Source organism: Usitatibacter rugosus, from assembly GCF_013003965.1.
In the GTDB taxonomy this organism is placed as follows: domain Bacteria; phylum Pseudomonadota; class Gammaproteobacteria; order Burkholderiales; family Usitatibacteraceae; genus Usitatibacter; species Usitatibacter rugosus.
On the sequence record NZ_CP053069.1, the window covers coordinates 1,753,846 to 1,766,029 of the forward strand.

9 protein-coding genes are annotated in these 12,184 nt (G+C 68.0%); 2 read left to right on the plus strand and 7 right to left on the minus strand.

From position 1 onward, the window contains the following. Positions 1–24: 24 nt before the first annotated feature. From DSM104443_RS08665 to DSM104443_RS08690, 6 genes are all read right to left on the minus strand, one after another. The gene (locus DSM104443_RS08665) at positions 25–993 is read right to left on the minus strand and encodes an LLM class flavin-dependent oxidoreductase (protein WP_246232712.1); all 969 of its coding nucleotides are present in this window, start codon (positions 991–993) and stop codon (positions 25–27) included. Between the two features lie 37 nt (positions 994–1,030). Continuing rightward, positions 1,031–3,418: a DNA topoisomerase IV subunit A gene (gene parC / locus DSM104443_RS08670; protein WP_171091312.1), complete on the minus strand. Its 2,388-nt coding sequence runs from the start codon at positions 3,416–3,418 to the stop codon at positions 1,031–1,033. Positions 3,419–3,653: 235 nt separating this feature from the next. Next, positions 3,654–5,612 (minus strand): DNA topoisomerase IV subunit B, encoded by a 1,959-nt coding sequence (gene parE / locus DSM104443_RS08675; RefSeq protein ID WP_171091314.1) that lies wholly within the window; start codon positions 5,610–5,612, stop codon positions 3,654–3,656. Between the two features lie 93 nt (positions 5,613–5,705). Then, entirely contained in the window at positions 5,706–6,062 is a 357-nt protein-coding gene (locus DSM104443_RS08680) for a response regulator transcription factor (protein WP_171091316.1), read from the minus strand. Further along, entirely contained in the window at positions 6,043–7,257 is a 1,215-nt protein-coding gene (locus tag DSM104443_RS08685; protein WP_171091318.1) for an EAL domain-containing response regulator, read from the minus strand. Before DSM104443_RS08685 ends, DSM104443_RS08680 begins: the two co-directional genes overlap by 20 nt. Then, complete coding sequence (locus tag DSM104443_RS08690; protein ID WP_171091320.1) at positions 7,257–9,707, minus strand: MASE4 domain-containing protein; 2,451 nt, start codon at positions 9,705–9,707, stop codon at positions 7,257–7,259. Before DSM104443_RS08690 ends, DSM104443_RS08685 begins: the two co-directional genes overlap by 1 nt. A 145-nt stretch (positions 9,708–9,852) precedes the next feature. Here DSM104443_RS08690 and DSM104443_RS08695 point away from each other — a divergent pair, with 145 nt between their 5' ends. Next, positions 9,853–10,287 carry a hypothetical protein gene (locus DSM104443_RS08695; RefSeq protein WP_171091322.1) on the plus strand — a complete coding sequence of 145 codons (435 nt, stop codon included), beginning with the start codon at positions 9,853–9,855 and terminating at the stop codon, positions 10,285–10,287. Here the strand turns inward: DSM104443_RS08695 and DSM104443_RS08700 are convergent. Beyond that, entirely contained in the window at positions 10,284–10,925 is a 642-nt protein-coding gene (locus tag DSM104443_RS08700) for a TetR family transcriptional regulator (protein ID WP_171091323.1), read from the minus strand. The genes DSM104443_RS08695 and DSM104443_RS08700 overlap by 4 nt on opposite strands. A gap of 77 nt (positions 10,926–11,002) precedes the next feature. Between DSM104443_RS08700 and DSM104443_RS08705 the strand changes: the two genes are divergently transcribed. Beyond that, positions 11,003–12,181: an efflux RND transporter periplasmic adaptor subunit gene (locus DSM104443_RS08705; RefSeq protein WP_171091325.1), complete on the plus strand. Its 1,179-nt coding sequence runs from the start codon at positions 11,003–11,005 to the stop codon at positions 12,179–12,181. Positions 12,182–12,184 lie beyond the last annotated feature (3 nt).

A 12,184-nucleotide genomic window follows, 5' to 3' on the forward strand; every position in this document is an offset into this window, starting at 1 on the left:
CGGTTGATCGAGCAGGTCAGACCGTCAGGCGGACGTTCGGTTTCCCCCGCACTGCGAAAGAAGCTCATAGGAGCGCAAGCGATCCTCGAAGCGGAAGAACTCGGACACGACGATCAGCTCGTCGGCTTGCGTCGCGTCGATGATCTCTTGTAGTCCTTCACCGACACGCTGTGGTCCGCCGACGACAAGCAGCGTCAGGCGCGAAGCGACGATCGCCTGCTCCTCGGCGCTCCACAGCGAAGCCATGCTCTCGACGGGAGGCTGCGTCGGACCGCGGCGATTGCGGATCATGCCGAGCCAGCGCTGCAGCAGGCTCGTGCTGAGGAAGTTCGCCTGGTCATCGGTGTCCGCCACGATCGCGGGGACACCGACCATCACGTGCGGCTTGTCGAGCGCGGCCGAAGGCTTGAACTCCTCGCGATAGACACGCAGCGCCTCCATCAGGTCGTCGGGCGCGAAGTGCGAGGCGAACGCATACGGCCGCCCGATCGCCGCGGCGAAGTGCGCGCTGTAGAGGCTGGAGCCCAGGATCCAGATCGGCACGTCGATGCCCGCGCCGGGGATCGCCTTGACCGCCTGGCCGGGCTGCGCGGCGTCGAAGTAGGAGAGAAGCTCGGCCACTTGAACATCGAACTCCTCGCCACGCCCGCCGCCACGGCGCAGCGCCCGCATCGTGACCTGGTCGGTGCCGGGGGCCCGCCCGAGGCCGAGGTCGATGCGTCCCGGATGCAGCGACTCCAGCGTGCCGACCTGCTCGGCCACGACCAGCGGCGCATGGTTGGGGAGCATGATGCCGCCGGACCCCACGCGGATCGTCTTCGTGTGGTCGGCGATGTGGCCCATCATCACGACGGTCGCGGAGCTCGCCACGCCATCGAGGTTGTGGTGCTCGGCGATCCAGTAGCGCTTGTAGCCCCAGGCCTCGGCGCGCTGCGCGAGCTCGCGGGAGTTGCGCAGCGCTTGCGGGATGCCCATGCCCTGCGCGTAGGGCACGAGATCGAGGATGGACAGCGGTGTCGCGGCGAGCTTCTTAATTTTCGAAGCCTTCTGCGCGCTTCACCTTCGGTTCCAGCACGCGGCCGGATCGCGCACGGCTGTGGCGATAGTGGCCCAGCTGCCTCGCCGTCAACTCGAGCGTGGTCTTCTTGTCGCCGCGGCCGATGGCGGAGATCTTGAGGCCCGTGGCACCCACGGCCGCGAGGCCCACCATCTTCTCGTTGTCGTGCAGCTTGATCGCCTGCACGCCGCGTCCGCCGTTGGGGAGCTCGCCCACCTCATCCATCGGGAACACGAGCAGGCGGCCCTCGGCGGAGAGCGCCGCGACTTCCTTCGCGTTCGGATCGAATGCCTCGGCCGCGATCAATGCGTCGCCCTCTCCGATGGAGACGAAGGCCTTGCCGGCGCGTTGCCGCGTGATGAGCGCTTCCAGCTTCGCGCGCAGCGCATAGCCCGCGGACGAGCCGAACAGCACGGCCGTCTCGGGGCCGGAGGAGAGCAGCGCCACGATGGCCGTGCCCTGGGTATCCGCGAGCGAGCTCACCGGAACGCCGTCGCCCTTGCCGCCGGGCAGCTCCTGGGCCTTGAAGTTGTATGCGCGGCCGTTGGCGCCCATCGCCACGATCGGCGTCACGGTGCGTGTCTCCACGATCGCGAGCGGGCCGTCGCCTTCCTTCCACGTGAGCGCGGCACGGTCGATGCCGTGGCCGGCGCGCGAGCGCAGGAAGCCGTTGCGCGACAGGAGCAGCGTGATCGGCTCGTCGGTCACCGTCTCGACCATCGAGACCGTGATGCGCTCGGCTTCCTCGATCACGGTGCGGCGCTTGTCGCCGAACTTCTCCGCGTCCTCGCGCACTTCCTGGGCGGCCAGCTTGCGGCGCTCGGCGGGCGAGCCGAGCAGCTTCTTCAGGCCCGCGCCTTCCTTCTTGAGATCCGCGAGCTCGCGCTCGATCTTGATGCCCTCGAGCCGCGCCAGCTGGCGGAGGCGGATCTCGAGGATGTCCTCGGCCTGGCGCTCGGAGAGGTCGAAGGCCTTGATGAGGTCGGGCTTCGGCTCGTCGGAGTTGCGGATGACCTTGATCACCTTGTCGATGTTCAGGAAGGCGATCATCCGGCCGTCGAGGATATGGATGCGGTCGGCGACCTCGTCGAAGCGATGCTTCAGGCGCCGCTCGAGCACGTCCAGGCGGAACGAGCACCACTCGGAGATCACCTCCGAGAGCCCCATCTGGCGCGGGCGGCCGTCGCGGCCGATCGTCACCAGGTTCATCGACACGTTCGATTCCATCGACGTGTGCGCGAGCAGGAAGTCCATCAGCTCCTGCGGCTCCACCTTGCTGGTGCGCGGCTCGAAGAGGATGCGCACCGGATGCTCGCCGTCGGAGTCGTCGCGCTGCGTCTCCAGCAACGCGAGGGTCGCGGCCTTCAGGTTCTGCTGTTCGGGCGTGAGCGACTTCTTGCCGGCCTTGGACTTCGGGTTGATGAGGTCGTCGATCTCGCCCAGCACCTTGGCGGCGTTGGTGTTGGGCGGCAGCTCGGTCACGGCGATGCGGTACTGGCCGCGCGCGAGCTTCTCCACGGTCCAGCGGGCGCGCACGCGCACGCCGCCGCGGCCGGTCTCGTAGCCTTTCTTGATCTCCTCGCGCGACGAGATGATCTGCCCGCCGCCGGGGAAGTCCGGCCCCTTGATCGTGCGAATGACCGGCTTCGCGTCTTCGCCGGCCTCGAGCGTCAACGCGCAGGCCTCGGCCACTTCCCTCAGGTTGTGCGGCGGGATCTCGGTGGCCATGCCGACCGCGATGCCCGAGGCGCCGTTCAGCAGCATCACCGGCAGGCGCGCCGGCAGCAGCTTCGGTTCCTGGAACTCGCCGTTGTAGTTGGGGATGAAGTCGACGGTGCCGCGATCGAGCTCCGAGAGCAGCACATGCTCGGCGAACGGCGTGAGGCGCACCTCGGTGTAGCGGTAGGCCGCCGGCGAATCGCCGTCGCGCGAGCCGAAGTTGCCCTGGCCGTCGATCAGCGGGTAGCGCAGCGTGAACTCCTGCGCCATGCGCACCATCGCGTCGTAGGTGGCGACGTCGCCGTGCGGGTGGTAACGGCCGAGCACGTCGCCGACGATTCGCGCGCTCTTCTTGTGCGGAGCGTCGGCGCGATTGCCCATCTCGCGCATGGTGAACATGATCCGGCGCTGGACCGGCTTCTGCCCGTCCTCGACGGACGGCAGCGCTCGGCCCTTCACGACGCTCATCGCATAAGCGAGATAGGCGCGCGACGCGAACTCGGCGAGGGACGGCTGCGAGGGATCGACGGGTGGGGCGGAGTTGCCGCCGCCCTTCGGCGGTGCCGGCGGAGGAGCGGCCGTGGCCGTGCTTCCGGAGAAGAGGTCGCCGGAAAGGTCGTCGGAGGATTTCTTCTTGCTCATGTGGTGAGTCTAGTGTGCGTCGTTGTAGGACGGGCGCCGATTTGAAAGGGAAGGATGGGAAGGAAAAGCGAAGGGAGGGAAGGAAATCGTTGAATGTGACTTGAAGTGACGGCAGCTCGAATTCACGCGGCGCAACCATTTCACTTTCAGAGCTTTCCTTCCCTTCCTTCGCTTTTCCTTCCCCTCCTTCCTTCCAAAAAAAGCGCCTCTATTCTCGCCCCGTCTATTTCGGGAATCAGATATCCGCCTCGATGAGGTGGCCCTTCTCTTCCATCCAGGCACGGCGGCCCGAGGCTTCGGTCTTGCCCATCAGCAGCTTGAACACACCCGAGACGGTCGCGCGCTCGTCGCTGCCGAGGCGCATCTCGATCAGCCGGCGCGTGTCCGGATTCATCGTCGTTTCCTTCAACTGGTCGGCGTTCATCTCGCCCAGGCCCTTGAAGCGCCCCACCTGGATGGCGGTGCCCCGCACGCCTTCGTCCTCGAGCTTTTCGAGGATCTGGTCGCGCTCGCTCTCGTCCAGCGCGTAGAGGCGCTTCTCGTTCTTCACCTTGCCGTGCGGCGCGATGCGGATCACGTAGAGCGGCGCCTGCGCGATGAACACGTGGCCGCTGTCGATGAGCTTGGGGAAGTGCGTGTAGAACAGCGTGAGCAGCAGCGTCTGGATGTGCGATCCGTCGACGTCGGCGTCCGCCATGATGATGCACTTGCCGTAGCGCAGGTTCGCGAGCACCGAGTCGGGTGCGTCGGGTGCGTGGGGATCGATGCCCAGCGCCACCGCGATGTCGTGCACCTCGGTGTTGGCGTAGAGCTCGGTCGCGGCGACCTCGAACGTGTTCAGGACCTTGCCCTTCAGCGGCAGGATCGCCTGGTAATTGCGGTCGCGGCCCTGCTTGGCCGAGCCGCCGGCGGAATCGCCCTCGACCAGGAAGACCTCGTTGCGGTCGGTGTCTTGCGATTCGCAATCGGTGAGCTTGCCGGGGAGCACCGCCACACCCGAGCCCTTGCGCTTCTCGACGGCCTTGCCCGCGCGTTGGCGCGCGGTGGCGGCGCTGATCGCGAGCTGCGCGATCTTCTTCGCATCCTCGACGTTGGCGTTGAGCCAGGCGTCGAGGGGATCCTTCACGCGGGTGGCGATCAGCTTCACGGCCTCGCGCGAGGACAGGCGCTCCTTCGTCTGGCCCTGGAACTGCGGGTCGAGGATGCGCGCCGAGAGCACGAAGCGCAGCGGCTTCCACGCGTCCTCGGACTGGAGCGACACGCCGCGGGTCAGCAGCTCGTGGTGCTCGCAGAATTCCTTGATCGCTTCGAAGATGGCGTTGCGCAGGCCCGCCTCGTGCGTGCCGCCCAGCGCCGTCGGGATGAGGTTCACGAACGACTCGCCCTCGCCGCCGCCTTCCGCCCAGGCGATCGCCCACTCGGCGCCTTCGCCGTGCGCGAAGGTGGCGTCTTCTTCCGACGCGTACGACGAGCCGTGGAAGATCGGGCTCACGTAGCCGTCGGTGCCCTCGATGCGCTCCTGCATGTAGGTCGCGAGGCCGCCGGTGTAGAGCCACTCGTTCTTGTTCTTGCCGTTGTCTTCCTGCAGCGTGACCTTGAGGCCCGGGAGCAGGACGGCCTTGGCGCGGAGCAGGAGCTCCAGGTCGCGGCGCGCGACCTTGCCCGTATCGAAATATTTCGGATCGGGCCAGGCGCGCACCACCGTGCCGCTCTCCTTCGGACCCGCCTTGCCGACCTTCTTCAGCTTCTCGACCGTCTCTCCGCCTTCGAACGCGATCGAATGGACGGCGCCCTCGCGCGTGACCTGCACCTCGAGGCGCTTGGACAGCGCGTTGGTGACCGAGACGCCCACGCCGTGCAGGCCGCCGGAGAAGGCGTAGGCGCCGCCGCCTTTCTTGTCGAACTTGCCGCCGGCGTGGAGGCGCGTATAGACGACCTCGACGGTGGGCGCCTTCTCGACCGGATGAGGACCCACGGGGATGCCCCGGCCGTCATCGGAGACGCTGATCGATCCGTCCGAATGCATCGTGACGATGATGTGCTTCGCGTAGCCCGCGAGCGCCTCGTCGGCCGCGTTGTCGATCATCTCCTGCACGATGTGCAGGGGGCTGTCGGTGCGCGTGTACATGCCCGGGCGCGCACGCACGGGCTCGAGGCCTTTCAGGACCTTGATGGATTGTTCGTCGTATTTCATGGCGGGGACGCTCGGAAAGAACCGCGTCGAGGGACGAGATTCTACGGGAAGCCGATCCCGAGTGCTTGCGAACGCCCCGCGCGCCGGAAATCCTTACAAGCGCGAGACGCTCTCGACGCGGGCGAGGAAGGTCTCGCGGCGCAGCGGTTTCACCAGCAAGCCATCGGCGCCCAGGGCCCGGATCCTCGCGAGATCCTCTTCGGTATCGCTCGCGGTCGCGAACAGGGTGGGCACGCGATTGCCGGTGCGCCGCATCCAGCGCAGCACCTCCTCTCCGGGGATGTCCGGGAGCATCGAATCGAGGACCACGACGTCGAAGACGCCTTCCTCGAACGCCTGCATCGCGGCGGCGCCACTCTCGCAGCTGGTCACGACGTGCCCGGCCCCCTCGAGCCAGATGCGCGCGATGTCGAGCTGCAGCGGATCGTCATCAAGGTGCAGGATGCGCACGCGCCATCCATGCGAGGAACTCGCCCGAGGCCATCGGGCGGCCCAGCAGGTAGCCCTGGGCGAAGTCGCAGCCCAGGTCCTTCAGCACCTGGAGCTGGGCATTGGTCTCGACGCCTTCGGACACGGCGACCATGCCCAGGCGGTGCGCGACCTCGATGCTCGTCGCGAGCACCGTGCGGCTGCGCGGCAAAGTCGCGGCATTGCGCACGAACGTCTGGTCGATCTTCAGCTCGGTGAATGGCACGCGCATGAGCTGCTCCATCGACGAGTAGCCCGTGCCGAAGTCGTCGATCGACAGGCCGAACCCGACCATGCGCAGTCGCGACAGGTTTTCCAGCGTGCGCCCCACGTGCGTGGCCGCGGCGGTCTCGGTCACCTCGAACACGACGTCCCGCGGCTCGAGGCCCTTGCGCGCCACCAGCGCCGCGAGGCGTTCGGCGAGCGTCACGTCGTTCAGGAGTGCCAGCGAGATGTTCACCGCGAACGTCGTGCGCATGCCGCGCGCCCGCCATTTCAGGCATTCGTCCGCGGCCCGGTCGAGCAGCCGCATGGTGAGCGAATCGATGCGCCCGCTGGTTTCGAGGATGTCGATGAAAGCGGCAGGAGGCACGACGCCGTCGCGCGGATGGATCCAGCGCGCGAGCGCCTCGGCGCCTTCCACCTCGCCGGTCGCGATGCGGATCTTGGGCTGGAAATAAGGCTCGAACTGGGCCCGCTCGATGCCCGCCTCGATCTCGTCCAGCGTATAGACGTGGACCGCCGGGCGCGCGGCATAGGGCTCGAGCGTGCGATAGGACTCGAGCGCGGCCTGCAGCTTCGGCACGGTCACGGGCTTAGGGATCGCCGCGAGCAGGGTGAGGCCGTAGGCGTCCGCCATGCGCGCGGCCGCCGCGACGATCGGTCCTTCCTGCGCGCTCACGACGATCAGCGACACGCCCCGCGATCCCTCGGCGATGTGGCGGATGAACTCCAAGCCGTCCATGCCGGGCATGTTGAGGTCGGTGATGACGACGTCCATCGGCGGGTCGGCGTCGCGAAAGGCCTCGAGGGCTTCGAATCCGTCGCTCGCGGACTTGACGTGAACGGCGCCCAGCGTATTGAGCATCTGCGCGATCGCCCAGCGCTGGAAGCCCTGGTCCTCGACCACGAGGAAGTTGAGCGGCGCGATGGGAAGGGGGGAAGGGGTGGCGGTCATCAGGCGTGTTGTTGCATTCGTTCGATGTGTTGGTCGAGTCGCCGGACCTCGCGGTCGAACTCCGGCATCGCATTCCGGACGACGTTCCAGAATTGGTCGGGATCCGCGCGCTCAAGAGTCTCGCAGAGTCGCGCGAGGCTCGTGGCGCCCACCGTGCGGCTCGATCCCTTGATCCGATGGAGGACGAGGCGGACTTGCCGGGCATCCTCCTGCGCGACCGCTTCCCGGAGGGTCGCGACGTCCTGAGCGTTGTAGGTGCCGAAGCGCGACAGGACCTCGCGGGCGAGGCCACTGTCTCCCGATGCGATCTCGTCGAGGAGCAGCGGGTCGATCGCGGGCGCTTCGCTGTCCGGCGCGTTGGCCGCGGATGCCACCCCGGGGCTTGCCTTGGCGACGGGCTCTTCCGCCGCGGCGGCCGGCGGCAGCGGAACCCAGGCCTTGAGCTTCTTCGCGAGCTCCCCGAGCGCGACCGGCTTCGACAGATAGTCGTCCATGCCGACGGCCAGGCACTTCTCCGCTTCGCCTGCGAGCGCGTTCGCCGTGCATGCGATGACGGGAGTCCGCGGGTGGCCGTGGCGCTTCTCGCAATCGCGGATCGCGCGCGCGAACTCGTAGCCCGAGAGCTCGGGCATGTGGCAATCCGTGATGACCGCGGCGAAGCGGCCGGTGCTCCACTGGTCGAGCCCCTCCAGCCCGTCCTCGGCGGTTTCCGCGGCGTAGCCGAGCGCGTTGGCCTGCTTCACCAGCACGACACGGTTGATCGGGTGGTCGTCGACGATGAGGAGCAGGGTGCCTTCCTTCTCGGCCTGCTCGAGGGTCGGCGCGGGCCGCGCGGCGGGTGGCGCGATGAAGCCCGATTCCGAGGCCGCCGGGGCGGGGGTGGCGGAAATCGGCAGGGGAAGCGTAACCGATACTTCGGTCCCGACGCCGACCTCGCTCTTCAGGTCGATCGTCCCCTTGAGGAGGTGGGTGAGGCGCCGGCAGATCACGAGACCGAGGCCGGTGCCGCCCACGCGAGGCGCGCCCTCGATGGAGACCTGGCTGAAGGGCTTGAACAGGCGCCCGAGCTCGGCCTCCGGAATGCCTTCGCCCGTGTCGATCACCATGAACCGCACGATGTCCTCGGCATCGCGGCGCTCGACGAGGTCGGCGCGGATCTCCACCGAGCCGCTGTGGGTGAACTTGATCGCGTTGCTCACCAGGTTGTTCAGCGTTTGCTGCAGGCGCACCGGATCCACCCACACGGACGGCGAAATGCGCGGGTCGACGGCGCGGCGGAGGATCAGCCCCTTGCTGCTCGCGTTTCCCGAGAAGATGTTGAACACGCGTTCGACCAAATCACGCACCGATGCGGGCTCGGGACGCAGCTCGAGCTTGCCGGCCTCGATCTTCGAGAAGTCCAGGATGTCGTCGATGATGCGCAGCAGCGTTCGTCCGGATTCGCGCACCACGCCCACCGTGGTGCGCTGCTCCTTGTCGAGGGGCGTGAGGGCCAGCAGCTCCAGCATTCCCAGCACGCCGTTCAGGGGCGTGCGGATCTCGTGGCTCATCGTGGCCACGAACGTGCTCTTCGCCGCGTCGGCCGCCACCGCCACGCCGTGCGCGCGGACCAGCTTGCCGTGCAGCTTCGCGCCTTCCACCAGCAGCGCGACCAGCACCACGGTGGCCGCGACCAGCCCGTAGAGCCGGCCCGCATAGAAGCCCAGGTCGTAGCGCCCGCCGTTCAGCACCGCCGAGAGGCCGATGTCGAAGATCCAGGCGACCATCACGACCATCAGCCACACATCGAGCACGGAGTGCGGCCGGGCGCGCCACAGCGCCGCGAGCGCGGCGAAGCTGAGGCTCCACACGAGGGTGACGACGCCCAGCATCGCGGGGGTATAGCGACGCCCGGAGATGAGCGGGACGAGTGAATCGTGGGCGGCGGTCGCGACGAACGCGCACACCGCCACGAGTGCCGCGGTCACCGCGAGGCTCGAAGCCACCACCGGCCGGAAGGATCCGGCCGCCCGCGCCGACCCGCGGCCCTTCAGCTCGAGGTGGACGTAGAGGAGGACGAAGGCGGGGAAGCCGCCATGCCAGAACATGTAGAGCCAGGCCGTCGTCTGCGGGCCGGCGCCCAGCAACCCGGTCTGTGAAAAGACGTCCGGATAGGTGAGGGCGTGGACCAGCGTGATCGCGGCGGTGAACGAGTAGCCGCTGGCCAGCACGATGAGGGCACGCGAGCGCATGAACAGCGCCTGGCTGTAGAGCAGGACCGAGGTGATGAGGTCGCTCACGACCAGGGCCGACTGGTAACCGGGGATGAACGCGGGCACGACCGCGAGCTGCACCTTGGCGAAGGGCAGCAGCGCGAAGAAGACGATGACCGTCAGCGCGGTGGCCAGGATTGCAAGGCGCCGCTGCCGCTCCCCCGCGGTCAGGGAGGAAATGGACGCGTGGGCTCCCATGCTCGACTTTTAGCACGCCGCATCGGGTGCGAACCCTACTTGCGTGGGTGAGGTTTGCGGATCGCACGCTGGAATCGACACCATTGCTTACAACTGTGTCTGCTCGTGAAACCGGATCGCCTTCCCGCGTGTCTACGATGGAACCATGCATCGGAAGACTCCATCGTTCCCGGTTCGCGCTGGCACCCTGCTCGCGGGCATGCTCATTGCGTCGGGCGCCGGCGCCCAGCTCTACGTGTGGCCGCGCATTCCCACGAACCAGGATGAGCTCGTCGTCGAGGCCCGCACGCCCTGGGGATGCGCGAGCCTCGTGCCCGGGGGCGTGACGTTCCGGGAGGATGGCGTGATCCGCGTGCTCTTCGACGACGGCAGCCGCGTCATCTGCTCGGTCCCGAATACCTGCCCGATGCTCGTGAACCTGGGGCGCGTGCCCCCGGGGACCTATACCCTCGAGCTCGCCCCCGACCGCCCGAGCTTCGCGGTGCCGATCATCACCCAGTTCACCGTCAATGAATCGCGCTTGCCGGGCGACTACGGCTACCGGGCGCTGCGCCGCAGGCTGCCGCCCGAGTGCCTCTAGGCCGCGGCGGCGCGCACGCCGTTGAGGGCGCGCTTGGAGGCGACATGCGCCCGGATGGCCGCGCGCGCATCGCGGCGCAAGCCCTTGGACGTGGGATCGAGCAGCCACATGCGCATGAGGCCCGACATGAACATCATCGTCTCGGCCGCGGCGACTCTCGGAGTGAGGCCGGCGGCGAGCAGGCCCTTCCTGCGGGCCATGGTGTATGCCCGGAAGAAGCCTTCCACGAGGCGGCGCGTGTTGACGCGGGCGCCGTCCAGCTCGGCCTCGAGCTCGCCGGCGAATTCGCACTTGAACTGCATCACCGAGAGCGCGGTGCGCACGGCGCGGTCCTTCTCCAGGGAATGCAGCATGGCGGCCAGGAAGGCCTCGATGCGCTCCAGCGGGTCCTCGCAGCGCTCGTGGAGGAGGGTGACGTCGGCGCGGTCCAGGATGGGCAGCGTCACCGCGTCGCGGACGGCGCGCAGGATCGCGCCCTTGCCCGTGAAGTGCCAGTAGAGCGCTCCCTTGGTCACGCGCGCGGCTCGCGCGATGTCGTCGAGCGTGGAGCCGGCGATGCCCTGCTTGTCGAAGCACCGCAGCGCCCCGTCGAGGAGGGACTGGCGGGTGCGTGCCGCTTCGGCTTTGGTCTTGCGCATGGTCCTATTCTGTAACATACGTTCCGGAACGTATGTATAATACCTCGAATCCCCGCCGTTCCGCCGAAAGCATTCCGATGCGCGATACCCCCGCCCCGTTCCCTCGTGCCGTTGTCCTCGCTGCTTTCCTGGGAATCGCCCCGTGGCTCGCCGGCTGCGGCAAGGACGGCGCCAACGCCGCACCTGCCCCCGCATCGAACGCCGTCCCCGTCGCCGTGAAGAAGATGGCCTTCGAGAAGGTGCCCCTGTCCATCGATGCCGTGGGCCGCGCCGAAGGCTCGCGCGAGGTGGAGATCCGCGCCCGCGTCACCGGCATCCTGGAGAAGCGCCTGTACGAGGAGGGCACCGCCACGTCGGGCGGCGCCACGCTGTTCCAGATCGATCCGGCGCCCTACGAGCTGGAAGTCCAGCAGGCCCGCGCCACGCTGCAGCAGGAGAAGGCCCGCAAGGAGCTCGCCGAGCAGGAATCCGCTCGCCTGGCCCCGCTGGTCCAGACGCGAGCCGTGAGCCAACGCGAGGCCGACACCGCGCAATCGAACGTGCGCACGTCCGCCGCGGCCATCGCCGTCGCGGAAGCACGCGTCAAGGAAGCGGAGCTGAATCTCTCGTACACCCGCGTGGTGGCCCCCATCGGCGGCGTCACCGGGCGGTCGCTGCGTTCCGAGGGAAGCCTCGTCACCGCCAATACCGACTCGGCCCTGCTCACCACGGTGACGCGAGTCGATCCGGTGTGGGTTCGCTTCTCCCTCGCGGAGCCGGACTTCGACCGCATCCGCAACACGCACAAGCAGGCGTCGGTGCAGCTGATCGCGAGCGACGGCAACATCGTCTCGGACAAGGGCCGCCTCAACTTCGCGGCGAGCACCATCGACAACAAGACAGGCGCCGTCGAGCTGCGCGCGGAATTCCCGAACCCGGACCTTCGCTGGCTCCCGGGCCAGTTCGTGAAGGTGCGCGTCCTCGCCGGTGAGCAAACGGCCATGCGCGTCCCCCAGGCGGCCGTCCAGCAGAACGAGCAATCGCGCATCGTGATGGTCGTCATCGAAGGCAAGGCCACCCCGCGCCCGGTGCAGACCAGCAGCTGGATCGGATCCGACATGGTGATCACCGGCGGCCTGAAAGAGGGCGACCAGGTGATCGTGGACAACCTCGTGAAGGTCCGTCCCGGCACCGCGGTCCAGCCGACCGCCGTGGCGAGCGAGGCTCCGGCACCCGCGGCTGCGGCCCCCGCCCCCACGACCACCGCGAAGCGCTAGCGC

Excerpts from the sequence above, each read along its gene's own strand:
- parC (WP_171091312.1), bottom strand. The coding sequence starts at position 3,418 with ATGAGCAAGAAGAAATCCTCCGACGACCTTTCCGGCGACCTCTTCTCC.
- parE (WP_171091314.1), bottom strand. The coding sequence starts at position 5,612 with ATGAAATACGACGAACAATCCATCAAGGTCCTGAAAGGCCTCGAGCCC.
- DSM104443_RS08685 (WP_171091318.1), bottom strand. The coding sequence starts at position 7,257 with ATGACCGCCACCCCTTCCCCCCTTCCCATCGCGCCGCTCAACTTCCTC.
- DSM104443_RS08690 (WP_171091320.1), bottom strand. The coding sequence starts at position 9,707 with ATGGGAGCCCACGCGTCCATTTCCTCCCTGACCGCGGGGGAGCGGCAG.
- DSM104443_RS08695 (WP_171091322.1), top strand. The coding sequence starts at position 9,853 with ATGCATCGGAAGACTCCATCGTTCCCGGTTCGCGCTGGCACCCTGCTC.
- DSM104443_RS08700 (WP_171091323.1), bottom strand. The coding sequence starts at position 10,925 with ATGCGCAAGACCAAAGCCGAAGCGGCACGCACCCGCCAGTCCCTCCTC.
- DSM104443_RS08705 (WP_171091325.1), top strand. The coding sequence starts at position 11,003 with ATGCGCGATACCCCCGCCCCGTTCCCTCGTGCCGTTGTCCTCGCTGCT.